Origin of the sequence: Brevibacterium sp. UCMA 11752 (genome assembly GCF_021532235.1) — a bacterium.
Classification (GTDB): Bacteria; Actinomycetota; Actinomycetes; order Actinomycetales; family Brevibacteriaceae; genus Brevibacterium; species Brevibacterium antiquum.
Genome location: NZ_JACBOS010000003.1, coordinates 349415 through 375602 on the forward strand (window position 1 = coordinate 349415; position 26188 = coordinate 375602).

The window sequence follows — 26188 nt, forward strand, 5'->3', positions numbered from 1 at the left end:
GCGGCGTCGATAGTGTCGAAGACATGACCTCGCCGGACTTCATGTACCCCCAGCCCACCGATGACGAGTTGGCTGCTCAGCAGCCCTATACCGCGGCGTTGGGACTGGGAAGTCACGCGCACGAGGCCAGCCATCACAGCGCCAGCCATCACAGCGCCAGTCATCGCAGCCCCAGTCACGCGCTCAGCTCTGGTCAGTCACCCACTTCACCCGCTTCACCCAGCGCGGAGACCGATCACAACGGGGCATCACCGACAGGTGCGAACCGCCCACTGCTGGGCAAGGTCGCCCTGGTCCTCACAATCGTCGCCGCGGGACTGTCCCTGCTCGGCTCGATCGTCCTGGGTGTCACCATCGGACCGTCGGAGGCCGAATTCGGGTACTACTTCTCCGACGTTCCCAGCTGGTACCAGAACCTCGCAATCGCACTCGCCGGCCTTCAGGTCCTGTGTGCCGCGCTCGGCGTCACCGGTCTCATCATGGGCATCGTCTCAGCCGCCTCTGGCCGCGCCAGGACTCAGGGCATCGTCGCAATCGCCATCGCCGTCCTAGTCCCCTTCATCTCCTTCGGGTCCTTCATGATCCTCAGCTTCATCTTCGCCTGAGGCTCTCGCGCAGTTCAGACTCGGCTTCGTCCGATATTCAGACTGACTCTTGACACGATCCGTGTCTCCAGGGACGATTAAACAAATCGATTTGGCCTCCAATGATGCTGGGCTTGATCATGATGCGTTTCCGAGGAGAGTCCTATGACCGCCGCACCCGAAGCAGCCGAGACCGTTCATCCCGTCGATCAGCTTCGACCGATGCACAGGCTCATCCCGTTCGCCATCCAGCACGTCCTGGTCATGGTGGCCACACCGATCTCCTCGGTCTTCCTCATCGCCGGCGCATTGGACCTCGACGAGGCTGCCACCTCGGCGATCTTGGCGGCGGTCTTCATCTTCTCCGGCCTCGGGTCGATACTCCAATCCGTCGGCGTATGGAAGATCGGCGTCAAACTGCCCTTCGTCATGCTCCCCGGCGGCGCAGCCACGGTCCTGTTCATCACGATCGGCCAGGGTGCCGACATCGAGACTGCCGTGGGCGCAGTCATCCTCACCGGCGTCTTCTACATCCTGGCAGTCACCCTGTTCGTGAAACTGCTCAAATTCTTCCCGCCGCTGGTCATCGGGATCATGGTCATCGTCATCGGCGTCAACCTCGTCCAAGTCACCGGCAAGCTCATCGTCGGTGAGGCCGACACCCAGGAGTTCGGCGATCCGCAGAACCTGCTGCTCGGCCTCATCACGGTCGTCATCACCGTGCTGTGCTTCCGCTTCCTGCGCGGAATGCTCGGCAAGCTCTCGGTCGCACTCGGACTCATCGGCGGCACCATCGTCGCCGCGTTCATGGGCGTGACCGACTTCGCCGCACAGACCGGCGGCCCGCTGCTGGCGGCCCCGACGCTCTTTCCCTTCGGCACCCCAAAGTTCGATGTCATCGCCGCGATCCCGATGCTGCTGTGGGCCTTGGCCTCGATGGCCGAGGCGACCGGACAGACGATCATCAACGGCGAGATCGTCGAGAAGAAGGTGGATGCCAGTCGCGACGTTCCACGGCTGATCCGCGCAGACGGCATCATCACGATCTTCGGTGGAGTCTTCGGCACACCGGCGATGGTCACCAGCGGTGAGAACGTCGGCATTGTGCGTGCTTCGGGTGTGCGCAGCAGGTTCGTCACGGCCTTCGCCGGCGTCCTCCTCATCATCATCGGCATCAGCCCCATCGCCAGGATCCTCAACGGCATACCGGCGGCAGTCGTCGGCGGAACGGCAGTCGTGGTCTTCGCGATCATCGCAGTCCTGGGCATACAGATGCTCGCCAAGGTCGACTTCAACCAGACCGGCAACCTCATCACGGCCACCGTCGGATTGGCCGCCGGGCTTCTCCCTGTGCTCATTCCGGGTATGTACTCACAGCTCTCACCCAACGTCGCCTCGCTGCTGGGCAGCGGAGTCGCGATGGCCGCATTCGTCTCAGTGCTTCTCAACCTGCTCTTCCACCACACGGGCAAGCGCAACAGGCACCCGAAGTCTCGGACGGCAATCGACGATCCCAGCCACCTGGCTCAGCGCCCCGGCGACTACCGGATCTGATGTGGCGGTATGGCTCTGCTGATCTGATCAGGCAGGCTGGGAAGTCGATCAGGCAGGCCCGCTGAGACGATCACGCTGGCTGGCTGCGACGATCACGCAGGCCGGGAAGTCGATCAGGCGGGCCCGGAGGTCGATTCTCTGACAACGAGGGTCGGTGCGGATGCGCTTGTGGCCACCTGCTCGGATTCACCGTCGAGAATAGCGACGAGGCGCTCAACGGCCGCGCCCGAGATCTCGTCGAGTCCCAGGTCGACAGCGGTGAGCGGTGGTGTGCTCGTGCGGGAGCGCAGACCGTCGTACCTCGTGGCGATGAGCAGATCGTCTCCGACCGTCCGTCCCGCCTCAACTCCTGCCCGCACGGCACCAGTGGCGAATGCATCGATGGGAACGATCAGTCCGTCGACTTCCGGATGCTCAGCCAGCAGCCAGGTCGACGCGCGGTACCCGCCGTCCTCACCATCACCTTCGTCCGCCTCGGCGATCAATGGGGTGAAGCCGATACGAACGGCAGCGGCCTCATAGACCGCCCGTGCGGCAGCCTGCGATCTGCGCCGATCCGAGCCCACGACGAGAGCCGGATGCTGGGCTCCGCGCTCCACGAGATGCGAGACGAGAAGCTCCGCGGTCTCTTCATGATGCAGATCCACAGTGCGTTCGCCTGCAGGACCATCGATCGCCACGAACGGAATGCCGCGGTCATTCAGAGCCGCAGCGATGGGGTCATCAGCAGCCGGCTCAAGGAGGATCGCACCATCGATGTCGAGCCGGTCGACGGGATTGGCATCGCCGTCTGGTGGAGCGAGGACGAAGACGTAGCCCTTGAGCAGTGCGGTCCGCGCGCATCCCATCGCGAGTTCGGTGAAGAATCCCAGCTGCGAGGGTCCAGCGGAGACGGCCGAAGGCATCGACGACAAGAGGGCCAGCGCCTGGGACCGGCCTGAGCGGAGCCCCTGGGCCCGGACGCTGGGACGATAGTTCAGACTGGCGGCGACCTCTTTGACCTTGTCCCGTGTAGCCGAGTTGACCTTGCCCAAACCGTTGAGGGCATGGGACACGGTCGTGCGCGAGACACCGGCTTCACGAGCCACATCGGCGATCGTGGCCCGACTCGGACGCGAAGAATCTCCCATGCCCTCAGACTACTGGACGAGGGCTCATGACTGGATGATGACGATGGCCCCGGAGATGATCGCGAAGCCGAGGACGATGTATCGCAGCACCGGACCGTCGAGGCGGTGGTGGACGTACTTGCTGAGGAAGGATCCGATGGCCAGGAAGGGCAGCATGGCGGCGGTGAACAGCATCGTCGGCCCACTGACCTGACCGCTGATGGCCAGGACGATCAGGGAGATGACTTCCCCGACGAGGAAGCACACGGCCACCGTCGAGCGCAGTTCCGGGCCGGGACTGTGCTGGTAGGCCAGTGCATAAGGGGGTCCGCCGATGCCAGTCGAGGTCTCGGTGACGCCGGTGATGAGTCCGACGATGGCCAGAACGGGCTTGTTCGGAGTGAACTTCGGGGCGAGCAGTGCGATGACGGCGGCCACGAGCGTTGACCAGCCGATGAGCAGAGCGAGTTGGTGGAGGTTGACGATGACGAGGATCCACAGCCCGAAGAACGTGCCGGCGAAGCGGCCCACGCTGATCCATTTCACCCCGTGCCAGTGGATGTCGGATCGCTCCCGGGCCGCAACGTAGAAGTTCAGCGGGATCATCAGCACGAGTAGCATGACGGGGATGAGGCTCGGGTCGATGAAGCTGACGACGGGTGCCGTGATCATTGCGAATCCCATGCCGGTCGAGCCCTGCACGAAGGCTGAGAGCAGCACGGTGATCGCGACGATGCTGAAGGCGAGGATCGAGAGGCCGAGGACCGTCACCGGCGGTGCTCGCTCATCCACGTGGCGCGATGTTCGCTCGCCGACGGGTCGATGCGGGTGATCGGAGAATCGGCGACGACTCGATGGGAGACCTCGCGGGCACGCTCAAGGAAGGCGCGTCCGTCCCAGTCGACGGGCCAGCCCTTCTCGAGCCGGAGCCTGCCGTCGACGATCACGGCCTCGATCTGGTCGCGGTTGGCGATGCGCACGAGCTCCCAGGGCACATCCCAGGAGGGCACGAATTCGGGAACCTCGAGGTCGATCACGAGCAGGTCAGCAAGTGCTCCGGGGGCGATCTCTCCGACTTGCCCGGCCAGGCCGACTGCGTCGGCTCCCCCGCGCAGTCCCTGTTCGAGCCAGGTCCAGCCTCCGCCGCTCGAGGAGTCGCCGACGGTGGTTCCGCCGGTCAGTCTCTGTGCTGTTTCAGCCGCATCGAGGAGACGGAAGGCGTCCGAGCGCGTGCCGTCGGTACCCAGTCCCACGCGCATTCCCAGTTCGTGCATGAGCAGAGCGGGTGCGACCGCGTTGCCCTTCCAGGAGCTCGCCACCGGATTGTAGGCCACGGCTCCTCCGCTCTCGGCCAGGAGTCGGATCTCGCGCGGAGTCAGGAGGGTGGCGTGCGCGGCCAGAAGTTCGGGACCCAGAGCGCCGAGGCGGGCCAGTCGTTCCAGCGGACGCTCCCCGTTGGCGATGAGGGATCGTTCGACTGCGGCGAGATGTTCGTTGAGGTGGGTCTGGAAGGGGACTCCTGCTTCGCGTGCCAGCTGCGTGACCGCGATCAGGGCCTCGTCCGAGGCGACCTCGGGGATCGAGACCGCCAGCGAGGGGTGGACCAGAGGATCGGCGTCCCACCTGTTCAGGTGGCGTTCGGCGGCGGCGACCACCTCGGCGACCTCAGCGGTCTTCGTACCTCCGCCGAGGTCATTGCAGATCACGCCGAGTACGCAGCGCAGGCCGATCTCGGCGGTGACGTCGGAGATGGCAGAGACATCGACGCTGGCCCGAGTGCCGGCATCGGCGACCGTGGTGAAGCCGCCGCGCAGCGATTCCCACGCGGCCAGACGAGCAGCGACGTCGATGGCCTCGGCGTCCATATTCGCCTCCATCGGCACCCAGACGCGCTGGAAGATCTCGGAGGGTTCACCGAAGACGAGTGACTTGCCGAAGGACTGCGTGAGGTGATGATGCGCGTCGATGAAGCCCGGCATGAGGAGGCGCCCAGGCAGGTCGATGCGGGAGGCATCGGCGGGGGCTTCAGCGGCAACCGATTCGAGCGAGCCGACGGCGGCGATGCGACCGTGGGCAACGAGGACGCCATAGTGAGACTGCGGGCCCTCGGGAAGGAGGACCTGTTCGGGGATGAGCAGTGTCGGGGCCTGATGCAGATTGTGCAGCTGGGTCATGTCATCCTTCGTCGTCACAGGGGCCTCTTCGACCCTGCATTTTCCTCTGGTCAACGATATCGCGCGGAGGTCTCCACCCGAGAAAGCCAAATCGATTTGGTTAGCTTTAGTCTACGGGTCGGCGCTGGGGTGCGTCAACGGCCCGAAAGTCTGTGGCCAGCACGGTGTTCGGCCCCGGGGTGGGGCACGGTGTTCGACCCTGGGGCGGGGCACTGGCCGAGACCGTAAAATAGGTGGATGACCTCATTGCCCCTCACCCTCACCTCGGCGGAAGACGGGCAACTGGACTGCCACTATTTCAACGACGGACTGTGCCGCTCCTGCACCTTCATCGAAACGCCCCACTGCGATCAGGTGGCGGACAAAGAAGCCTGGTGCCGCCAGGTGCTGGCTGACCACTCCCCCGATGCCTGGCTGCCTGCTGCTGTCGGTCCCGACCGCGATTTCCGCAATCGGGCGAAGCTCGCCGTGGGCGGTTCGGCCGGTGCAGTCACCTTGGGCATCCTCGATCAGGACTTCCACGGCGTCGACCTGCGCGAGTGCGGAATCCAAGCCCCGCAGATCCGCGCGATCATCCCGATCATCGGCGACTTCCTCAACGACACCGGGCTTGCGCCCTATGACGTTCAAGCTCGCCGAGGTGAGCTGAAGTTCGTCCACATCACCGCGGCCCCCTCGGGGGACCTGATGATCAGATTCGTCGTCCGCTCCCAGCACGGCCTCGACGTGCTGCGATCGCGGCGCAACCAGCTCATTGCGCTGATCCCGACGGCGACGGTCATCTCCGTCAACCTGCTGCCGGAGCACAAGGCCGTACTCGAAGGCAGTCAGGAAGTGATGCTGCTCGGTGGTTCCCTGCGCATGAACCTCGACTGGGTCGACCTGCACCTGCGTCCGCAGTCCTTCTTCCAGACCAACACAGACGTGGCGATCTGTCTCTACAGCCAGGTAGCCGACTGGGTCGACGAGATTGCGCCGACCTCACTGTGGGATCTGTACTGCGGCGTGGGTGGGTTCGCGTTGTACTGCGCGGGGGCGAGCGTGCAGCAGACTGCGCGCACGGTCACCGGTGTCGAACTGAGTGAGCAGGCCATCGAATCTGCGAAGATCAGCGCTGCCGAACTCGGCGTCGGCTCCCAGTCAGGTGCCGCGGTCGAGTTCATCGCCGGTGATGCCACGGAGTTCGCCGAGGCGAACCTGGCGACCGGCGAACGACCGGATTGCGTGATCGTCAACCCACCTCGGCGAGGGATCGGGGCCAGGCTGTCGGCGGCCCTGGAAACCTCCGGGGTCGAGCACATCGTCTACTCGAGCTGCAATCCGCTCACCCTCGCCAAGGACCTCGACCGGATGCCGAGCTACGCGGTCGTCCAGGCCCGGGTCTTCGACATGTTCCCGCATACGAAGCATCTCGAGGTCGCCGTGGTGCTGGAACGTCAGTGAACCTACGTCCGCGCACAGAGCACCTGCATTTGGCGTCAAAGACTTCTCACACTCGGCTGGCGGCAAGCAACGGTTGGTAACTCCTGGTCGATCCTGGTGCTTGGATCGACCAGGACTTACCAACCGTTTCGAGCTTCCATGGCCTAAGAGCGGCTGATTCCAAAGATCCTGATGTTCCTTGCGTACGGGCGGCTGACCTCAAATCGGTTAAGCTGTCGATCATGACCGGACAGGCTTTCAGCCGCTCACGGATCGGTAACCCGGTCGACCGTTGAGCCGCCGTGGACGCGAATACGATATTCGCGGTCCACCCCCTTTCGAAGGTATACCTCACACAGAATCCACCTTTCGAAAGGACACTATGTCAGCAATCTTCAACCACACCATCATCGCCGCCGCTGATCCGGCGGAGTCGGCTCAGTTCTACGTCGACATCCTCGAGGCCGAGCACACTCAGTCGTGGGGAGCCTTCTCCAACATCATGCTCGACGAAGGTGTGATGCTGCAGTTCGCGACTCCCCCGCCGACCTTCGATATCCAGCCCGTGCATATGGCCTTCCTCTGCACCGATGATCATTTCAATCGCGCGGTGGCACTGTTGGACGAACGGGGCGCCGACTACTGGGCGGACCCGCAGCGGACTCGCCTGCACGAGACGAACACCGAGCACAACGGCCGCGGCGTGTACTTCTTGGACCCTTCGGGCATGTATTTGGAGCTCATCACGAAGCCATACCTGTGAGGCTGTACCCGTGAGGCTCGGGCTTCGGTGAGTCAGCCAGCCCCGGTTTCCGGTGGCCGGGCACGGACGAGTTCGTCGGGCTTGGGTGAGCCGGCCGGGCTCGGATCCGCTGCACGGCCTGGTTTGCTGGCCGTACTGGTCTGCTGGTCGGTCAGGATCGCTCACCAGGCTGTGTAGGATCTGTTGCATGCGGCGAGAAGGATCAATCCTGATGATCGGAGCATTGATCGCAGCCTCGCTCGCCGCTTGCGCATCGAATCCGACCCGAGCCTCTCGCTCTGACGGCACGACATCAGCCCATGCGGTGGAGGTTCCGCCCGTCGGGGGCCTCCCCGACTACCAACTCGGCGGCGCGTACGAGCCAGTTGAGCGTGTCAGCATCGTTGCGCGTGACAGGTCGGTCGAACCAGCCCCTGGTCGCTACTCGATCTGCTACGTCAATGGCTTTCAGACACAGCCGGATGAACTCGAGACCTGGGACTCGGATCTGCTGTTGTCCAGAGATGGCAAGGCGCTTGTCGATCCCGAGTGGCCTGATGAGGTTCTGATCGACACGTCGACCAGTGACAAGCGCGAGAGAGTCTTCGACACGGTCAGTCCGTGGATACGCGGGTGTGCCGAAGCGGGCTTCGATGCCGTTGAGTTCGACAATTTCGACTCGTTCACCCGCTCCCAGAAGGCACTCGTCATGGAAGACAACGCAGCTCTGGCAAGCTCCTATGTCGAACTCTCTCATCGCTTCGGCCTCGCAGTCGGACAGAAGAACGCCGCAGAATTCTCGCGTACTCTGCACGAAGAAGTCGGCTTCGATTTTGCCGTCGCCGAAGAGTGTTCCGCCTTCCGAGAGTGCGATGAATACACTCGGGTCTACGGCCAGGCGGTCATCGACATCGAATACACCGACAACCTCCCTCGCAACTGGGACGACATCTGCGAAGACTCCGAGACACCGGCCTCAGTTGTTCTGCGCGACCGCGACCTCACTGTCGCCGATAACCCGCGCCACACAGCTCGCCACTGCTGATCCCGCTTCGACCATCGAAGACCCGAGTACAGGGTCGCCTTCACACTCGTCCGCCAGTGAGCAACGAGCGGTGAGCAACGAGCGGTGAGCAACGAGCGGTGAGCAACGAGCAACGGTCGGTAAGTCCTGGTCGATCCAGGCGCCTGGATCGACCAGGACTTACCGACCGTTACTCAGATCGAAGGAGGCGCGCGAATCGTCACGACAGCAGGCTCTGGCGGAACTGTTCGACGACGGCTGGGAGTGGACCGCGCTTGCGGTGGACGACAACTAAGGTGCGTTCGATGGCCGGGCTGATCAGCACGCTCTCGATGCCCTCGAACTTGACCAATGGAACGACCATCTCGGGCACTACGGAGACACCCAACCCGGCCGAAACCAGGCCGCCGACAGCCGGGATGCTGCGTGCTGTCTGCACGATGTCGACGGCCACATCGTGCTTGGCGAAGGCATGGGTGACCAAGGGCCCGATGCTGGTCACAGCGTCGAAACCGATGAACTTCTCACGAGCGAAATCGGTCCAGACGAGTTCATCGCGCTGAGCGAGGCGGTGGCCAACGGGCATGATCGCTACCAACCGGTCCGAAGCAACTCCTTCAACCTCCAGCTCGGCCGGGATGCTTGAGTCGAGTGCCAGAATTCCCAGATCAACGGTTCCATTGAGGATCTTCTCGGCCACGTTCTCCTGCGGTTCGTCATGGATCTTCAGACCCACCTGCGGCAGGTCGCGGCGGAAATCAGAGATCACGGAGGGAAGCAGCGTCGCCGTCACCGAGGGCAGGCATGCCACCCGCACAACCCCGTCATCACCATTCATGTGCCGTGAGATCCGGTCGAGCGCCTCATCGTAGGTGGCGACGGCCATCGAGGCATGAGCGGAGACCTCCTCGCCGAGGCGCGTCGGCACCACCGAGCGCGTGCTGCGATCGAAGAGTCTGCCGCCGATGCGCCGTTCGGCTTCAGCCAGCGCCCTGCTGACTGCGGGCTGAGAGATCTGCATGTCCTCGGCAGCGAGGGTGAAGCTGCGCAGTCGGTGCAGCGTCTCGATTGTGCGCAGGTGGTACATCGCCAGATTGATAACCATAGATCATCAGTGTAGAGCGAATCGGTATTGGACGATCCACTCAATACTCCTGGAACATAGACACTGATCTCTGAGAAAGGAATCAAAGGTGCTTTCACTCATTGGATACGTATCAATGCTGGTGATTCTCGCTCTGCTGCTCTGGCAGAAGGTCTCACCCATCGTTGCCCTTGCCGGAGTCCCGATCGTCGCGGCTCTCATCGCAGGCAACTCACCGTCCAAGGTCAGCGAATTCGCGTTGGCCGGCATCACCAGCGTCGCCAGCGTCGTCGTGATGTTCATATTCGCGATCGTCTTCTTCGGAATACTGCGCCACGTTGGCTTCTTCGATCCCGTCATCGATCGGATCATCCGCCTCGGCGGTTCTTCGCCGAAGGCCGTCGCCGTGGCCACGACCCTCCTGGCCAGCGTGGCCCACCTCGACGGCGCCGGTGCGACCACGTTCCTCATCACCATTCCGGCCATGCTGCCGATCTACCAACGTCTGGGCATGAGCCGCCTGACGCTGACCGCATGTGTGGGTCTCGGTGCCGGTGCCATGAACATGCTCCCCTGGGGTGGCCCGACCGCGCGTGCCGCGGCCACCGTCGGCGTCGAGGCGAACGAGGTGTGGACACCGCTGATCCCCGCTCAGATCGTCGGAGTCATCGCCGCGCTTGGAGTCGCCTGGTTCCTCGGCAGCCGCGAAGCCAAGCGCATCGCCAAGGGAAAGCCCTCCGAGTTCGCCGAACCTGTCCACGCCCATGATGCCAACCAGACCACACGTTCCTCCGGTGCTGACACTGGGGCACGGACCACCTCGGTGATGGTGGACACCGGTGCCCATGGCACCGCCGTTGATGGCACTGACAGCACTGCTGCCACCGACGACTCCCCCGAAAAGGACCACCGCAACATCCCACTGTGGGTCAACGGCCTCATCCTGCTTGCGACTCTCGTGGTGCTGATGTGGGGCATCGTCTCACCAGCTATCGCGTTCCTCGTAGCCACAATCCTCGCGCTCATCATCAACTTCCGCGGACTGGAGAATCAGTCCCGGCAGTTCGACATCAGTGCGAAGTCAGCCATGCTCATGGCCAGCACACTCTTGGCCGCCGGCGTCCTCCTCGGCGTCCTCGACGAAAGCGGAATGATCGAGTCGATGGCCGACTCCGCGGTCCAGGTCCTGCCCGCCGGAATCATGCCGATCCTGCCCATCGTCGTCGCAGTGCTGGGCGTGCCCATGAGCCTGTTCTTCGGCCCCGACGCCTACTACTTCGGCGTCCTGCCCGTCCTGTCTGCGGTGGGATCGAACTACGGCATCGACCCGGTCCTCCTCGCCCAAGCCTCGATCATCGGACAGGAGACTCTCGGGTTCCCCATCAGCCCGCTGACCGGTTCGTTCTACCTGCTGGTCGGGTTGGCGAACGTACCGATCGGCAAGCACATCCTCGGCCTCATCGGCTGGGCCTGGCTGGTCAGTATCATCGTCCTCATCGCTGCAATCGTGATCGGAGTGATTCCCCTGTGGGTAGCTTGAACCTATCGAGCCCGTCCGGGCTCTCGTCGCCGCCCAAACCTGCCCATCATGTGCGTGTGGGGGCCGGGGCGGGATTCGCCGGTGACCGGCTGGATCCCGCGATCGCCTTGGCCGAGCACGGCAAGCTCGATTTCCTCGTCTTCGAACTCCTCGGAGAGAGAACGGTGGCCGCGGCTCAACGACGTGAGCGGGAGAGCGCGGATACCGGCTTCGACCCGACTCTGGTCGAGCGCATCCGGTCAGTCGCCGGTCACTGCGCCGCCAACGGCACCCGTATCGTGACCAATGGCGGTGCCGCGAATCCGCGGGCTGCTGCACATGCCGTCGCCGAGGCGGTTCGAGCGTTGGACATCGACCTGCCCGTTGCCTACGTCACCGGGGACGATGTTCTTCGCATCGTCAACGACGAGGATCCGCTGACATGGGGAACCGGGCAGCCGGCATCCACCGCCGACGGTGAGCTGATTTCGGCCAATGCCTATCTGGGGGCCGAGCCGATTCGGCGAGCCCTGGACTCAGGTGCACGCATCGTCATCACCGGACGCGTCGCAGACCCCTCGCTCTACGTCGGTGCTCTGGCGCACTACTTCGATTGGGACCACAGCGATGCCGATCTCATCGGCCGTGCCACGGTCATCGGGCATCTGCTCGAATGCGCTGGTCAGGTGACCGGCGGCTATTTCGCTGACCCAGTGACGAAGCCCGTTGCCGGCCTCGCCCGTCTCGGGTTCCCCTTCGCTGATGTCGACGCCGATGCGCAGGCCGTACTGAGTAAGCTCGAGGGCTCGGGAGGCGAGGTCACAACACGTACCTGCACCGAACAGCTCCTCTACGAAGTCGCTGACCCCAGCGCCTACATCACCCCCGATGTCATCGCGGACTTCTCACGCGTGACCTTCGGGGAGGCAGGCGTCGACCGAGTGCGTGTGAGTGGAGGGACGGGAACGCCCCGGCCCAGCAACCTGAAGGTCACTCTCGGCTACGACTCCGGGTGGCAGGGTGAAGGACAGCTCACCTACAGCGGTCTCCGGTCGAAGGAACGTGCCGAACTGGCGGCGGCCATCGTTCTCGAACGCCTCGATGACCTCTACGATGTCGATCCCGAGTCGGTGTTCGTCGAATACATTGGGATGGCTGCGGCATTCCGCGGTCTGGTGCAGGTCGATGACCCCGCCGAGGTACGTCTGCGCATCGTCGGAAGCGCAGCGACCCGGCAGGAGGCTGCAATCATCGGTGACGAAGTCGAGGCGCTCTATACCAATGGTCCGGCCGGCGGTGGGGGTGCCCGGAAGTCCGTAATCAGCGTCGTCTCGGTGAAGTCATGCAGTGTGGATCGAAGCACCATCGAAGAAGCGGTCACCGTCGAGTTCGTTGACGGCTCAGCGGATGAACTCGCGAACAACGACCCCGCAGATCAGAACTCCGACGCCAGGCGAAAAGGAGGCCCCGCATGACCCAGATCGACGAACTCGCGTCGGTGCGCACCGGCGACAAGGGCGATACCCTCATCCTCGCAGTGATCGGCCACGACCAGGCGGCCTATGACCTGCTTGACCAGGAGCTCAGCGGTGTACGCGTCGCCGCCCACTTCGGCCTCAACGCACAGGCTGTCACGCGCAGTGAGCTGCCGACTCTGCACTCCTTCAGCTTCGAACTCTCCGGGCTGCTCGGCGGCGGAGTCACCGGCTCGCCCAACCTGGACGGACACGGAAAGACCATGAGCTACCACCTGCTCACGTTCGAAATCTGAGTGCTGGCAGGCCACGCGAGATACCTCACACTCTTCATCAGGGTGCCGATACGAGGCGGACATTCCACGCTAAAGCGAATACACTCGTCACCTACAAGGCTCCACGAACACCCCAGTTCGCGGAGCCTGTTTCTTGCCATTGCGCACTACCCCCACCGCCCCCTGATGAAGACTCCTGCCCGCCGCCGAGGCTGGCTCGAGCTTGGAGACCACAATGACGATGCTGGACAACCACGTACCTGAACCGGAGCCTGACCCCGGGTCGGAAGCCGACTCGGAGCCTGACCCCGCGGCGAGCACCACTGCATCCCAAAAGATTGCCGCGGACGCAGCAGCCGCGCAGGATGCCGACTCCGCCCGGCGAAGCCCCATCGGGGGCGTCTTCTACTGGTCGGTGGCCTTCGTCATCGCCTTCGTGCTCTGGGCTGCGATCTCACCGGAGAGCCTGGGCGCCATCATGACCACTGCGATGACCGCGGTCTCATCGGGCTTCGGCTGGATCTATCTCGTCGTGCCGTTCGCCGCGATCGTCATGCTCGTATGGTTTGCGGCCAGCAGATTCGGTCGTCTTCGTCTCGGGTCCGCGGATTCGAGGCCGGAATACAGCACGTTTGCCTGGCTCGCGATGATCCTGGCCGCAGTCATGGGCATCGGCCTCGTCAGCTACGGCGTGGCAGAGCCAATGTCGCACTTCATGGTCCCGCCCCACGGCCTGGCTGAGCCGGAGACCATGAACGCCGCAATCCGCGCCATGCAGTTCTCCTATCTCGACTGGGGCTTCCAGGCTTGGGCCATCTTCGGAGTCTTCGGCCTGGCCATCGGCTATTCCACACATCGCAAAGGTCGTCCGGCTCTCGTATCGACGATGCTGCGCCCAGTCCTCGGACGGTTCGTCGACGGGTGGGTCGGCAAGTTCATCGACATCCTCACCATCATCGCCACCCTGTTCGGAACGACAACGTCGCTGGGCCTCGGCGCCTCGCAGATCGGTGAGGGCCTCAAAGTCGTGTTCGGCATCGACGCCACCGTGACTCTGCAGGTCGTCGTCATCGGCGTGCTGACGCTGCTCTTCACCGGCTCGGCTCTCTCCGGCGTCGGCCGCGGCATCAGATACGTCTCCCAGATCACCCTGACTATGGCGACCGTCCTCGGACTGTTCGTCTTCATCACCGGGCCCAGCGGCTTCGTCGCCAATCTGTTCGTGCGCTCGGTCGGTTCCTTCGCCGGCGACTTCCTGCAGCTGAGCTTCATGACGCCTTCGAGTGCTGCAGACAGCGAATGGATGCAGGGCTGGACCTACTTCATGATGGCCTGGTGGCTGTCGTGGAGCGCCTTCGTCGGAATCTTCCTGGCCAAGATCTCCAAGGGCCGCACGATCCGCCAGTTCGTCGCCGGCGTGCTGCTCGTTCCGAGCGCCGTATTCTTCCTCTGGTTCACCATCATGGGCGGGTCTGCGATCAAGCTCGACATGGGCGGAGCGAAGATCGGCGAGGCGACTGCTGCCAATCTCGACACCGCATTCTTCAGTCTGCTCGAGGAACTGCCGCTCACGCTTCTCGTCTCGATCTTCACCATCATCATGGTGATCCTGTTCTTCGTCTCCTCTGCTGACTCGAACACCTTCGTGCTCAGTTCGCTGTCCTCGCGAGGCTCGTTCGAGCCGCGGCGACCGGTCATCGCCACCTGGGGATTCCTCACCGGCGCGTGCGCGATCGTGCTGCTCCTCCTCGGCGGACTCCAGGCTCTGCAGCAGGCGGCGATGCTCTCCGCGGTGCCATTCACCGTCATCGTCGTCGTCCTCGGAATCGCTCTCATCAAGGAGCTGCGCAGCGACCATCAGATCGTTGAGGAAGTCGCCCGCGAAAAGCACGTCCTCGGGCTCTGAGCCTCACTCTGACCCCAGCTTCATCGAGCGGACCACTTACTGGCGAGGGGACCAGTTATAGCTAGTCCTCTCGCCAGTAAGTGGTCCGCTCATGTGTTTTGTTAGGGGATCACCGCAGTTGAGTGATCGTCCTGGAAGCGACATAACTCATAAAGCGCCGACGCCATTTTTATGAGAAACTTGTATTACTCATAATTTTGGGATGGTGACTATGAGTTTAGGCAACCTCGAACCAGCACAACACAACGCGCCAAACTGGCCACCGATCGGCGCCGAGACCTACGATTGGGTTTCGCGCTCAAGCTTCGGTCCGAGAGCAGCGATCCATGCTGGAAGTATGCAATATGACTCTTCAATTCCACCGACAATCGCTGACCGAACCCCCGTTATAGATCCTGAAGTGGCTGCAGTCGCAGAGGAAGCAATTCGAGAGCTGAGCCGATTCGACGCCGAACTGGGATTTCAAATTGCAGGTTTTGCACCAGTCCTCCTGCGGTCGGAAGCAGCATCATCATCGCAGATCGAGAACTTGACAGCCAGCGCTCGCGCAATATTCTCCGCAGAGCTCGGAGCTCGATCTGGCAGTAACGCTGAGCTGATTGCGGCAAATGCTCGCGCTCTGCTCACAGCGCTCAAAAGCGCTGAATCGATCTCAAGTAACTCGATACGAACGATCCACGAAGTCCTCATGGGGACACAGTCCCGACACGCTCCGGGCGACTTCCGGGACGAACAGGTGTGGATCGGCACCCGTGCCGATTCCCCTGTAGGTGCAGAGTTCGTGCCACCTCACCATTCCCGAGTGCCTGACCTCATCCAAGACTTGATGATTTTTGCGGAACGAGCCGATGTTCCAGCTATGACGGCGATAGCGATCACGCACGCACAGTTCGAGACGATCCATCCGTTCACGGATGGCAACGGGCGAACCGGGCGCGCGATCGTGCAAACGATGCTTCGACAGCGAGGTATCACTCGAAATGTAGCTGTACCAGTGTCAGCAGGGCTGCTTGCAGATGTTCCTCGATACCACAGCGCATTGACGGAGTATAGGAAAGGCAACGTCGATCCGATCATTCGAATATTCGCAGAGGCTGCGTTCAGGGCTATAGATAACAGCACTCAACTCGTCGCAGATTTGCGCCGAATTCGTCAAAGCTGGAATTCGAGGTTGACCGCCAGGAAGAATTCGAATGCCTGGAGGCTGCTTGACATCCTGATCGAGCACCCGGTCTTCAATTCCGCCACCGCGGCAGAGGAACTGGGCGTTGCGCAACCCAACATTTATCCACCCCTGAAGGCGCTCGTTGACGCCGGCATTGCCAGCTCGAAGGCCGAACATGGATTGGGGCCGTTCTGGCGCAGCGACGAAATCCTTGCAGCGATCGATGCCTTTGCCGCGCGTGCCGGACGGCGACAGAACTCATAAAGAGATGCGCTGATTTTTATGAGCAACTCTTCTAAGTCATAAAAATGGCGCGTTCACCTCAACTTCACGGATCACCTCAGCTTGGCGGTCACCTCGGCGGCGGCCGCGAGGACCTTGTCCACGAGCGGCTCGGTGTCGGCGTCCTCGTCCAGCGCGTCACCGGAGGCTCCTGAGCCCAGCGCATCACCGGCAAGAGAGAGCCCAATGGCTGCGATCGGACGCGAGAGGACGTCGTAGACAGGGGCCGCGATCGTCGAGATCCCGGGGGTGACCTCACCATGTTCGATCGCCCACCCAGCCCGCCGATCCTGCGCCAGGATCGCGTTGAGCGACTTGACCGTGGTCGGGCCCTGGCCGGTACGGGTGACGAACCCGGACTCGGATTGGAACATCGCCAGCACCTCTGACTTGGGCAGATGCGCGAGTATCGCCCGCCCGGTCGCCGTCAGGTAGCTGGGCATGCGCACACCGGTGGCGGTGATGACCGCAACGGACTTCAGGGACTGCTCCTTGAGCACGTACACGGTCTCCCAGCCGCGGATGACGGCCAGCTGCGCCGTGGCCGAAGTGTCATCGGCCAGCTGCCGCACGATGGGCTGTGCCAGGCGCTGCAGCGGGTTCGTGCGCAGATAGGAGCTGCCCAGCTCGTGCACGCCGGCCCCCAGGGCATATCCGGATTCGGTGCGGACGACGAGTCCCAGCTCCTCGAGCACGGTGAGCAGTTCGTAGGCACTCGAGCGCGGGATCTCCAGCGCCCGCACCAGTGCACCGGCCGTGATCGGACGATTCGATGAGGCAAGGTGCCTGAGAATTGCGATCGAGCGCCGCAGCGCCGGAACCTCAGCCACAGCTCAGCCCTCCATCCCCAGCGCCGCGAAGGCAGCCCGGTACAGCTCAGAGATCTCACCGAGTTCGGTGTGCACACCGTCGCGGACCCGAACTTGGGCGCCGCTGACGGTCATCGTCACATCCGCCGAGGTGGCCGAGAGGATGATCTGCTCTCCCACCGAACCGAAGGTGCGCATGCTGTCGGTGGCCACTGCGATGAAGTCACATGCCTTGCCCACGGCCAGTTCACCGACGGGCAGGTCGAGGCTGCGCGCCCCACCCGCCGTCAGTGAGGCGATGAGCTCGGCAGGCGAGAAGCGGCCCCGCTGGCCTGAGCGCAGCCGTTCCCCGGCTTCCAGGCCCTGGGTCTCGCGCAGGGCGTCGAGGAGGACGTGCTGATCGGAGCCGATCGAGATCGTCGCTCCGGCATCGGCAAGTTCGCGGGCCGGACCGATGCCGTCGGCCAGGTCGGCCTCGGTGCACGGGCACATGACGATGGTGGCTTCTGCCCCGCCCAGGGTCGCGATGTCGACATCACTGAGGTGCGTGGCGTGGACGGCCGAAAGATTCGACGCGACCACACCGGAACGTGCAAGGACCTGCGTGGGTGTCGTTCCGTACGCGGCTTGGCAGGCTTCGTTCTCCGCCGGTTGCTCGGACAGATGGACGTGGACCGGTCCCTCGAGTTCAGCGAACCGGGGCAGGTTCGCGGCCGGGACGGCGCGGATCGAGTGGATGGCCGACCCCACGTAAACGAAGCTCTCACCAGGAGATACGACCGGGAACTCGGTGGCGAAAGACTCGGACAGAGCAGTGTGACGATCCATGTAACCATCGATGGTCCCGTCGCCGAAGCGGGCCTGCTCGGCCGAAAGATCGGTGTCGATGCCGCCGGTGAGATAGCAGGTGTCGAGGAGTCGGATGCGCAGTCCCGCCGAGGCGGCCGCTCGTGCCAGCGCCCGTTCCATCGCGTGTGCACGCGCCGATGATTCCTCATCGTCGCCGACCGAAACGTCCCCGCGGGGACGTCGCGACTCAGCCTCGGTGCCCAAACGGTACGGTGTCCCGTCGGGTTCGTGGTGGACGTAGTGGAACTCCCCCACCGAGGTGTAGCCGCCGGCGAGCATCTCCGCGAAGACCGCACGAGCCACGGTTTCGTAGTTCTCCGGGCTCAGCTTCGCGGCCACGGAGTACATGACTTCGCGCCAGGTCCAGAAGGTCCCGCCGTCACCGTGGGTGCGTCCCCGCAGGATGCGGTGGAAGGCGTGGGAGTGGGCGTTGACTCCCCCGGGCAAGGTGAACCCGGGGACCACCTCGGCGATGGTGGGTGGGGTGTCGATTCCGGTCTCGACCGAAGTCAGGGTGCCGGTCTCATCGGCGGTGAGCAGGACACCGGTGGCGACCTTCCCGTCGACCCAGGCGGTCTCGCACCAGAAGCGCGTGCTCATGATGCGGCCCCCACAGTTCCGGCAGCGCCCAAGCTGCTCACTCCCAGTTCCCCTTCGAGGACTGTGACCAGGGCGGTGACTCCGGCTCGCTGATCGTCGTTCTCGCAGGCCTCTTCGGGTGCGTGTGAGACTCCGGTCGGGTTGCGCACGTAGAGCATCGCCGAGGGCACGTGTGGGGCGAGGATGCCCGCATCGTGTCCGGCGCCCGAAGGCAGCAACGGTGCGTCGGGCAGCACGGAGGACAGCCGGGAGTTGAGTTCGGCGGTGAAGTACGTCGTCGGTGAGTAGGACTCCTGGGAGATCGACACCTCAACGCCGGCCCCCTCAGCATGCTCGCGGGCACGCCTCGAGATCGCTTCGAGCACCTGCTTGACGACGGCGTCATCGGCGTGACGGATGTCGAGCCAGAAGCTCATGCCCGAGGCGATGACGTTCGTCCCGCCCGGGTGGATAAGGGTACGGCCGACCGTGGCCACGGCACTCGCGTCAGTGGCGGCCGCTAGGGTCGGAATATCGCCGATCACGCGGGAGGCCGCGACGACAGGATCGGCGCGGTGGCTCATCGGGGTGGTGCCGGCGTGGTTGCCCTGACCGGAGAACGCGAAGTGCCAGCGGCCGTGGCCGATGATCGAGGAGCCGATCGCCACTGCCTGGTCGGTGTTGATGAGTCCGATGCCCTGCTCGACGTGGAGTTCGATGAAGGATCCGACCTTCTCCAGCCGGGCTTTGTCGGTGCCGATGCGGTTCGGGTCGAGCCCGTATCCGCGGGCAACGTCGGCGAAGGTGTCACCATTGGCGTCGGTGAGACTCAGTGCCCGGTCGGCCTCGATGGCGCCGGTGATGAGGCGTGATCCGAGGCAGGCGACTCCGAAGCGTGAGCCCTCTTCCTCGGGGAAGACGGCGAGCGCGAGCGGCCGCTGAGCGCGCTCGAGTGCCCCCGATGCCTTGAGCTCGTCGATGGCCGCCAGCGCCGAGGCGACGCCGAGGGGGCCGTCGAAGGCACCGCCACCGGGGACGGAGTCGAGGTGGGAGCCGGTGACGACGGCGTTGTCACCGGGCGCGGTCGCCCACGCCCAGGTGATGCCGTTGTCGTCGACTTCGGTGTCGAGGCCACGCCGGGCCGCCTCGGCGAGGAACCAGTCACGGAGTTCGCGTTCGGTGTTCGAGAACCCTGCCCGCTGGTATCCGGGACCACGAGTGTCACGGCCGGTGTCCTCGATCTGGGCCAGGAGGGAGACGACGTCGCTCATCTCAGTTCGCCTCGCCCGAACCGTTGGAACCGGACTCACCCGAACCGTCGGTGCCGGATTCGTCCTGATGGGTCGTTGCCGCGTCCGTACCGGAGGCTGCAGCGGCAGCGTTGAGGTTGCCCAGGGCGGTGAACTCGGGGTCGTTGACCGCCGGTGATCCACCTTCGGGCAGCCAGGTGCCGGCAGCGGAGGTGACGGTGTGCTGCAGCGGGGAGACCGACTCGGCGGCGGCGACCAGGGAGCCGTCCTTGACCTTGGCGATCGTCTCGGCGAGCTCGGGGGACAGGAAACGGTCCGGGCCGGGTCCGGGAACGGTTTCGCGGATCGTGGAGATCACGGCACCGGTGACCGGCGCCGGAGCGGCCTCGCGCATATCGCAGGCTCGGGAGGCGGCGTAGAACTCGATGCCGATGACGCTGGCCAGGTTGTCGACGACCTTGCGCAGTTTGCGGGCGGCCGACCAGCCCATAGACACGTGATCTTCCTGCATCGCCGAGGACGGGATCGAGTCCACCGAGGCGGGGCTGGCGTTGCGCTTGGCCTCGGAGACCATCGCGGCCTGCGTGTAATGGGCGATCATCAGTCCCGAGTCGACGCCGGCATCGTCGGCGAGGAACGGGGTCAGATCCTGGTTGCGGGTGACATCCATCATCCGGTCGGTGCGGCGTTCGGACATGGAGGCCACGTCGGCGGAGACGATGGCAAGGAAATCGAGGGCGTGAGCCAGGGGTGCGCCGTGGAAGTTGCCGTTGGAGGAGACCATGCCGTTGGTGAGCACAACGGGATTGTCGATGGCCGCACGCAGTTCACGCTCGGCGACCTGAGTCGCGAAGGCCACAGCATCGCGGGCGGATCCGTTGACCTGCGGGGCGCAGCGCATCGAGTAAGCATCCTGAACGAGGTGGGTCGAGTCGCGGTGGCTGGCGGTGATACCCGAGTCCTTGAGGGCTGCGAGCATGTTCGCGGCTGCCGCGGACTGGCCATCGTGGGGGCGCAGGGCGTAGTGGAGTTCGGGGGCGAATACGGCATCGGTGCCGAAGAGTCCCTCGATGCTCATGGCCGCGGAGACGTCGACGGCGGTGAGCAGGTTCTCCAGATCCGTCAGGGCTATGATGAGCATGCCCAGCATGCCGTCGGTGCCGTTGACGAGCGCCAGGCCTTCCTTCTCGGCGAGGGTCACGGGCGTGATTCCCGCCTTCTTGAGGATTTCGTCGGCGGGCCCGGCGACACCGTCGGGTCCGGTGGCCACGCCTTCGCCCATGACAACGAGGGCACAGGCCGACAGCGGTGCGAGGTCGCCCGAGCAGCCCAGCGATCCGTATTCGTGGACGACGGGGGTGATGCCTGCGTTGAGGAGGTCGACGTAGGTCTGGAGCACCTCGGCGCGGACGCCTGCCCGGCCGGTGGCCAGGGTGCGGGCGCGCAGCAGCATGAGGGCGCGCACGACTTCACGTTCGACGGGTTCGCCGACGCCGGCGGCGTGGGAGCGGATGAGTGACTTCTGCAGCTGCGTGCGCAGTTCGGCGGGGATGTGGCGCTGGGCCAGGGCACCGAATCCGGTGGAGACGCCATAGACGGGCTTCTCTGCCTGTGCGAGTGCGTCGATGGCCTCTCGGTACTTGTTCACGCGGGTCAGGGTGGTCTCGCTCAGGGCCACCTTCGCATCGTGGCGGGCGACGTCGACCACCTGGGCGAACGTGAGGGTATCGGGATCGAGATCGATGAAGACTGACATCTGGGACCTTTCGGTTGAGTGAGTTATACGTACGTGTTGTGTGTGGTTCAGACCCGTGGTGTGGTTCAGACCTGTGGGCGGTTGTCGGCGACGAGTTCGCCGCCGGAGTAGACGCGTTCGACGAGTTGGACTCCGGGCCGGTAGGCCAGGTGGCGGTAGCTGGGGGCGTCGAGGATGATGAGGTCGGCCCGGGCTCCGGCGCCGAGGTGTCCGACGTCGGTGCGCTGCAAGGCGTTGGCTCCACCGGCGGTGACGGCCCAGACTGCCTGTTCGACGGTGAAGTGCATGTCACGTACGCCGATGGCGATCGTGAAGGGGATGCTGTTGGAGAAGCCCGATCCCGGGTTGCAGTCCGTGGCGATCGCCAGGCTGACTCCCGCCTCTACGTAGCGACGGGCGTCTGGGTAGGGCTGGCGGGTGGAGAATTCGATGCTCGGCAGCAGGGTAACGACGGTGCCCGCCTCGGCGAGAGCCTCGAGGTCCTCGTCCGAGGCGAAGGTGGCGTGGTCGACGGAGACACAGCCGAGTTCCGCGCCGAGTTTGAGCGCTCCCCCGTCGGTGAGCTGGTTGGCGTGCAGTCGCGGCTTCATGCCCACGGCCTTGCCGGCCTCGATGATCCGACGAGTCTGGTCTTCGGTGAAGGCACCCTTTTCGCAGAACACGTCGATCCACTTGGCCTGACCGGTCGCGGCCGGGATGATCTCATCGACGACGAGGTCGACGTAGGCTTGAGGGTTCTCCTTGAACTCCGGTGGCACCACGTGTGCGGCGATGAGAGTCGATTCGGGCGTGTGCCGGTTGATGATCCTCAGCGCCCGCAGTTCGTCCTCGAGCGTGAGCCCGTAGCCGGATTTGACCTCGAAGGTCGTCGTGCCCTGACGGGTAGCCTGACTCATGAGGTGGACGAGGTTGGCCTCGAGCTCCTCGTCGCCGGCGGCACGGGTCGCGGCGACGGTTGTCGCGATGCCTCCGGCCGAGTACTTCTGGCCGGCCATGCGCGCGGCGAATTCCTCGGACCGGTCACCGGCGAAGATGAGATGGTTGTGGCTGTCGACGAAGCCGGGGATGACGGCCTTGCCGCCCAGGTCGATCGTCTCCAACTCCACTCCCCCGCTCGCCGAGGTGAGGGTGCCGTTTTCGATGTCATCGTCGTCCAACGACGAAGAGGTGCTCCGATCGCCGAGGTGATCCTTGACCGCACTGTCCGCCTGAGCGGACGGGCCTGACCACAGGATCCGACCATCATCGATGAGCACGGCGGCATCGTCGATGACGCCCAGGGCGCCGAGGCTGTCGAGGTCGTTGACGACCAATTCGCTGATCCCGGTGATGAGCTGCAAGGGAGTGTCCTTCGCGATCGAGAGTAGTTCACTCTCAGTATGGACCGCGCACGCTCACCACTGAAGTGTGATCAGCGAAATTCGTCCGATATTTCGGACAGTTCGTGAGCGGCGCCTCATAGCCCCCAAGCCCGCCGCAGACGCAGTTCGGCGTCGTTACCTCACGCCCTCACTTCTCGCGCAGGTCACCCTTGTGGATCTTGCCGACCGAGTTCTTCGGCAGGCTGGCGACGATGTGGATCGCGCCAGGAACCTTGAACCGAGCAAGCTTGGTCTCGAGGAACTCCTGGAGCTCTTCGCCCGTGGTCTTCGCGTCGGTGCGCAGTGCCACATGGGCGACGGGAACCTCTCCGTACTTATCGTCCGGGCTGCCGACAACGGCCGCCTCGGTGACCTGCGAGTGGCCCAGGAGTGCGTCCTCGATCTCCTTGGGGTAGATGTTCTCTCCGCCGCGGATGATCATGTCTTTGATCCGGTCGACGAGGGTGAGGTACCCGTCCTCGTCGAGATATCCGATGTCCCCGGTGTGCAGCCATCCGTCCCTGAGCGTCTCGGCTGTCGCCGCGGAGCGACCGAGATAGCTCTTCATGACGGTCTGCCCAGCGATGACGACCTCCCCGGCCTCGCCGGCGTCCAAGAATCGTCCCTCCGGGTCCTTGGCCGACACGGTGATTCCCGGCAGGGCTGTGCCCACGGTTCCCGGGCGGTGGGTGCCGTCGTTGCGGTTGAGGGTCGCCGCCACCGAGCATTCCGAGAGACCGTAGCCTTCGAGGATGGTCACGTCGAACTTCGATTCGAAACGGGTGATCGCGTCGACCGACATCGGTGCCGCACCGCAGATGACGTACCGGAGGGAAGAGGTATCGACGCTGCGCTGGGCTGTGGCCTCAAGGACCGAGTAGATCGTCGGCACCGCAGAGAAGTAGGTGGGGCGCTCTTCTTCGACGGCGTCCCAGAAGGTTGTCGGATCGAACTTCGGCAACACGTGGACGCTGCCGCCGAACATCAGCGGTGCCACCGTGCCGGCGAGGAGTACGTTGCAGTGGAAGAGGGGGAGCACGAGGAGGCTGCGAGCGTCCTTGCCGAAGTCGATCCCGCTGAGGATCGACCACACCATGGACGAGATGTTGGATTGGTCGAGTACGCAGCCCTTCGGCCTGCCTGTCGTACCCGAGGTGTAGATGATGAGTGATGCGTCGTCGCCGCGGATATCGAGATCACGGATGGGTTCGGCGCCTCCGCGGAAGCAGTCCTCGTCGACGGGGAGGAAACCAAGCCCACGGATGTCAGCGATCATCCCGGCGCGGGAGTCGCCGATGAGCACCACGGCACCGGAGTCGTCGAGCTGGAAGCTCACCTCGGCGTCGGTCAGGGCAGGGTTGATCGGGGTCAGCGCCGCACCAAGGGACCAGGTCGCGAACATCGTCGTGATGACCTCGGGAACGTTGCGCAGAAGCACACCGACCACAGAGCCGTGACCGACCCTGAACTTGGTTCTCATTGCGTGTGCGGTCGCAGCCACAGCGGATGCGAATTCGGAGTTGTCGAAGCTGCCACCGGGCCAGCTCAGGCACGGCCCGTTGGGATCGAACAGAGCGCGATCGGCAGGGAGTCCGACCACATCGGCCACGGGGAAGGCTGAGGCCACAGCCGCCTCGGCGACCCTCTGCTCGGCACATGACAGCTCGTCGACACCGGCCAGATCGTCGACACCTGCCGAGCCATCAGCGCGGGCCCCTGCTTCGTCGCGGGTCGGCGTGTAGCTCCTGGTCGACGCGGAAGCGGTATTCGAGATCTGCATAGTCCGATCGTATCCAAGCATCATAGTCAGCACACTGGACGCGCACGTCAAAGCACTTCCCAATGTTCGGTCAAGGGTACAAAAGGACCCCGGAACCGCCTCAGATGTTCTCACCACGAAGATCAGGTCGCGCTAATCTGTCCCTATGGCCCCCTCTCCTTCAGGGACGTCCGATGACGGGCGCGATCCCACAGATGACACCGCCGAGGTGATGGAGCACCTCGCGCGGATCTCCGCCGAGCTGAGTCCGCGCGTACCAGAGCTGACGCGGACCGTGAACGACTATCTGGCCACGCGGATCACAGAGCTCGGCGAGGAACCCACGCTCCTTGACCTGCTCAGTGCGAGCATCGAAGGAAATATCGAGACCATCTTCCATGCGATCCGGCATGGAATCGCCTCAGACAACCTCGAACCACCGGTCGCGGCCTACGAATACGCCAGACGGCTGGCACAGCGCGGTATCTCCGTGAATGCGCTGGTCAGGGCCTACCGCCTGGGGCAGCAGCGATTGCTGCAGGCCGCCTACGACTACATCGCCGAGGATGCCGAACTCCCGGTCGATCTGGTCCCGGCAGTGTTCCAGCGTCTGGTCGACGAGGTGTCGGAATACATCGATTGGATGTCGGAGAAGGTCGCCCTCCTCTACCAGCAGGAACGTGACGCCTGGTTGGCCAATCGCACCACCGCCCGCGAATCCCAGGTCAGAGGCATCATCGAAGGCAGGCACATCGACGCCACGGCGGCCGCGGCGACGTTGGGATACAACCTCGCCGCCCGTCATGTGGCGGTCATCGCCTGGACCCACCACTCTGCACCGGACACCGTCGATGGCCTGGGCAGATTCACCTCCGCCATCAACGCCGCGGCCGCAGCGATGGGCTCCCCACGATCCAGTCTGATCATCAGTCGCGACCAGGACACTGCTTGGGGGTGGATCTCGGTGCCCGAGGGCTGGGAGTACGAGGAGTCCCTCGGTGATCATCTGAGTGCCACCGAATTCGTGCACCTGGCCCTCGGTTCCGCTCACACGGGAGCGGAGGGATTCCGACTCTCTCACCATGAGGCCATGCGAGTCCAGAACGTGTGCCTGGCCGGACGAACTCCTGCGGCGCTGAGCTCGCACGATGAGCCCGGGATGGCTCTGGTCTCACTGCTGACCAATGATGTCGAGGGGGCCCGCAGCTGGGTGCGCTCCGTGCTCGGCCCACTGGCGGAGAACTCCGAGGCCAATGCTCGCCACCGTTCGACCCTGCTGACATTCCTGCGACACGACCTCAGCTACACGGCCACGGCCGCTGCCATGACGATGCACAAGAACTCGATCCGGTATCGGGTGGAAATGGCGGAGGCGATGCTCGGCAAGGAGTTGAGTTCGAATCGGCTCAACATCGAGGCAGCCCTCTATGCTCACAGCTATATCTTCGAGTCACGGGAACCAGGTCCGGACTGAGCGTGGGCGCGGGCCGGGAGGCGCGAGGCGCGAGAG

General features: G+C 64.1%; 21 protein-coding genes. 11 read left to right on the plus strand and 10 right to left on the minus strand.

Annotation, left to right across the window (positions count from 1 at the left end; genetic code table 11):
* Positions 1-23: 23 nt before the first annotated feature.
* Both HU144_RS01620 and HU144_RS01625 read left to right on the plus strand, forming a co-directional pair.
* Entirely contained in the window at positions 24-605 is a 582-nt protein-coding gene (locus tag HU144_RS01620; protein WP_235349839.1) for a hypothetical protein, read from the plus strand.
* A 144-nt stretch (positions 606-749) separates the two neighbouring features.
* Positions 750-2138 (plus strand): uracil-xanthine permease family protein, encoded by a 1389-nt coding sequence (locus tag HU144_RS01625; protein WP_235349840.1) that lies wholly within the window; start codon positions 750-752, stop codon positions 2136-2138.
* Positions 2139-2251: 113 nt separating this feature from the next.
* On the opposite strand, the gene HU144_RS01630 is transcribed toward HU144_RS01625, so the two are convergent.
* Genes HU144_RS01630 through HU144_RS01640 form a run of 3 tightly spaced genes read right to left on the minus strand, consistent with a single transcriptional unit; the run spans position 2252 to position 5439 of the window.
* Complete coding sequence (locus HU144_RS01630) at positions 2252-3268, minus strand: LacI family DNA-binding transcriptional regulator (RefSeq protein ID WP_235349841.1); 1017 nt, start codon at positions 3266-3268, stop codon at positions 2252-2254.
* A gap of 24 nt (positions 3269-3292) precedes the next feature.
* A complete protein-coding gene (locus HU144_RS01635) occupies positions 3293-4039 on the minus strand; it encodes a sulfite exporter TauE/SafE family protein (protein WP_235349842.1) in 747 nt (248 codons plus the stop codon).
* Positions 4015-5439, minus strand: a complete 1425-nt coding sequence (locus HU144_RS01640) for an amidohydrolase family protein (protein WP_235349843.1) — start codon at positions 5437-5439, stop codon at positions 4015-4017. Before HU144_RS01640 ends, HU144_RS01635 begins: the two co-directional genes overlap by 25 nt.
* 219 nt (positions 5440-5658) lie before the next feature.
* Between HU144_RS01640 and HU144_RS01645 the strand changes: the two genes are divergently transcribed.
* The 3 genes from HU144_RS01645 to HU144_RS01655 all read left to right on the plus strand — a co-directional run bounded on the left by HU144_RS01645 (position 5659) and on the right by HU144_RS01655 (position 8630).
* Positions 5659-6864: a methyltransferase domain-containing protein gene (locus tag HU144_RS01645; RefSeq protein WP_235349844.1), complete on the plus strand. Its 1206-nt coding sequence runs from the start codon at positions 5659-5661 to the stop codon at positions 6862-6864.
* Positions 6865-7225: 361 nt separating this feature from the next.
* A complete protein-coding gene (locus HU144_RS01650; protein ID WP_235349845.1) occupies positions 7226-7606 on the plus strand; it encodes a VOC family protein in 381 nt (126 codons plus the stop codon).
* A 211-nt stretch (positions 7607-7817) separates the two neighbouring features.
* Entirely contained in the window at positions 7818-8630 is an 813-nt protein-coding gene (locus tag HU144_RS01655; RefSeq protein WP_235349846.1) for an endo alpha-1,4 polygalactosaminidase, read from the plus strand.
* 199 nt (positions 8631-8829) lie between these two features.
* Here HU144_RS01655 and HU144_RS01660 read toward each other — a convergent pair whose 3' ends face one another.
* Positions 8830-9714 (minus strand): LysR family transcriptional regulator, encoded by an 885-nt coding sequence (locus HU144_RS01660; protein WP_235349847.1) that lies wholly within the window; start codon positions 9712-9714, stop codon positions 8830-8832.
* A gap of 88 nt (positions 9715-9802) precedes the next feature.
* On the opposite strand from HU144_RS01660, the gene HU144_RS01665 reads away from it, so the two are divergent.
* From HU144_RS01665 to HU144_RS01685, 5 genes are all read left to right on the plus strand, one after another.
* Positions 9803-11233, plus strand: coding sequence for a CitMHS family transporter (locus HU144_RS01665; RefSeq protein ID WP_235349848.1), 1431 nt, complete (start codon positions 9803-9805; stop codon positions 11231-11233).
* A gap of 56 nt (positions 11234-11289) precedes the next feature.
* Positions 11290-12687 carry an acyclic terpene utilization AtuA family protein gene (locus HU144_RS01670; protein WP_235349849.1) on the plus strand — a complete coding sequence of 466 codons (1398 nt, stop codon included), beginning with the start codon at positions 11290-11292 and terminating at the stop codon, positions 12685-12687.
* Positions 12684-12983, plus strand: a complete 300-nt coding sequence (locus HU144_RS01675) for an AtuA-related protein (RefSeq protein ID WP_235349850.1) — start codon at positions 12684-12686, stop codon at positions 12981-12983. The genes HU144_RS01670 and HU144_RS01675 overlap by 4 nt, the downstream gene beginning before the upstream one ends.
* A gap of 214 nt (positions 12984-13197) precedes the next feature.
* Complete coding sequence (locus tag HU144_RS01680; protein ID WP_235349851.1) at positions 13198-14868, plus strand: BCCT family transporter; 1671 nt, start codon at positions 13198-13200, stop codon at positions 14866-14868.
* A gap of 400 nt (positions 14869-15268) precedes the next feature.
* Positions 15269-16297 carry a Fic family protein gene (locus HU144_RS01685; protein ID WP_235349852.1) on the plus strand — a complete coding sequence of 343 codons (1029 nt, stop codon included), beginning with the start codon at positions 15269-15271 and terminating at the stop codon, positions 16295-16297.
* Between the two features lie 71 nt (positions 16298-16368).
* Here HU144_RS01685 and HU144_RS01690 read toward each other — a convergent pair whose 3' ends face one another.
* The 6 genes from HU144_RS01690 to HU144_RS01715 all read right to left on the minus strand — a co-directional run bounded on the left by HU144_RS01690 (position 16369) and on the right by HU144_RS01715 (position 24699).
* On the minus strand, positions 16369-17145 hold the full coding sequence (locus tag HU144_RS01690; RefSeq protein ID WP_235349853.1) for an IclR family transcriptional regulator: 777 nt from the start codon (positions 17143-17145) through the stop codon (positions 16369-16371).
* Between the two features lie 3 nt (positions 17146-17148).
* Positions 17149-18573 carry an amidohydrolase family protein gene (locus HU144_RS01695; RefSeq protein WP_235349854.1) on the minus strand — a complete coding sequence of 475 codons (1425 nt, stop codon included), beginning with the start codon at positions 18571-18573 and terminating at the stop codon, positions 17149-17151.
* Positions 18570-19823, minus strand: a complete 1254-nt coding sequence (locus HU144_RS01700; protein ID WP_235349855.1) for an allantoate amidohydrolase — start codon at positions 19821-19823, stop codon at positions 18570-18572. The genes HU144_RS01695 and HU144_RS01700 overlap by 4 nt, the downstream gene beginning before the upstream one ends.
* 1 nt (position 19824) lies before the next feature.
* Positions 19825-21558 carry a histidine ammonia-lyase gene (gene hutH / locus HU144_RS01705; RefSeq protein WP_235349856.1) on the minus strand — a complete coding sequence of 578 codons (1734 nt, stop codon included), beginning with the start codon at positions 21556-21558 and terminating at the stop codon, positions 19825-19827.
* Positions 21559-21623: 65 nt separating this feature from the next.
* A complete protein-coding gene (gene hutI, locus HU144_RS01710; RefSeq protein WP_235349857.1) occupies positions 21624-22898 on the minus strand; it encodes an imidazolonepropionase in 1275 nt (424 codons plus the stop codon).
* Between the two features lie 169 nt (positions 22899-23067).
* Positions 23068-24699, minus strand: coding sequence for a class I adenylate-forming enzyme family protein (locus HU144_RS01715; protein ID WP_235349858.1), 1632 nt, complete (start codon positions 24697-24699; stop codon positions 23068-23070).
* Positions 24700-24844: 145 nt separating this feature from the next.
* On the opposite strand from HU144_RS01715, the gene HU144_RS01720 reads away from it, so the two are divergent.
* Entirely contained in the window at positions 24845-26152 is a 1308-nt protein-coding gene (locus tag HU144_RS01720; RefSeq protein WP_235349859.1) for a PucR family transcriptional regulator, read from the plus strand.
* The last annotated feature ends 36 nt before the right edge of the window (positions 26153-26188 follow it).

Excerpts from the sequence above, each read along its gene's own strand:
- HU144_RS01620 (WP_235349839.1), top strand. The coding sequence starts at position 24 with ATGACCTCGCCGGACTTCATGTACCCCCAGCCCACCGATGACGAGTTG.
- HU144_RS01625 (WP_235349840.1), top strand. The coding sequence starts at position 750 with ATGACCGCCGCACCCGAAGCAGCCGAGACCGTTCATCCCGTCGATCAG.
- HU144_RS01630 (WP_235349841.1), bottom strand. The coding sequence starts at position 3,268 with ATGGGAGATTCTTCGCGTCCGAGTCGGGCCACGATCGCCGATGTGGCT.
- HU144_RS01645 (WP_235349844.1), top strand. The coding sequence starts at position 5,659 with ATGACCTCATTGCCCCTCACCCTCACCTCGGCGGAAGACGGGCAACTG.
- HU144_RS01650 (WP_235349845.1), top strand. The coding sequence starts at position 7,226 with ATGTCAGCAATCTTCAACCACACCATCATCGCCGCCGCTGATCCGGCG.
- HU144_RS01655 (WP_235349846.1), top strand. The coding sequence starts at position 7,818 with ATGATCGGAGCATTGATCGCAGCCTCGCTCGCCGCTTGCGCATCGAAT.
- HU144_RS01660 (WP_235349847.1), bottom strand. The coding sequence starts at position 9,714 with ATGGTTATCAATCTGGCGATGTACCACCTGCGCACAATCGAGACGCTG.
- HU144_RS01675 (WP_235349850.1), top strand. The coding sequence starts at position 12,684 with ATGACCCAGATCGACGAACTCGCGTCGGTGCGCACCGGCGACAAGGGC.
- HU144_RS01680 (WP_235349851.1), top strand. The coding sequence starts at position 13,198 with ATGACGATGCTGGACAACCACGTACCTGAACCGGAGCCTGACCCCGGG.
- HU144_RS01695 (WP_235349854.1), bottom strand. The coding sequence starts at position 18,573 with ATGAGCACGCGCTTCTGGTGCGAGACCGCCTGGGTCGACGGGAAGGTC.
- HU144_RS01700 (WP_235349855.1), bottom strand. The coding sequence starts at position 19,823 with ATGAGCGACGTCGTCTCCCTCCTGGCCCAGATCGAGGACACCGGCCGT.
- hutH (WP_235349856.1), bottom strand. The coding sequence starts at position 21,558 with ATGTCAGTCTTCATCGATCTCGATCCCGATACCCTCACGTTCGCCCAG.
- HU144_RS01715 (WP_235349858.1), bottom strand. The coding sequence starts at position 24,699 with ATGCAGATCTCGAATACCGCTTCCGCGTCGACCAGGAGCTACACGCCG.
- HU144_RS01720 (WP_235349859.1), top strand. The coding sequence starts at position 24,845 with ATGGCCCCCTCTCCTTCAGGGACGTCCGATGACGGGCGCGATCCCACA.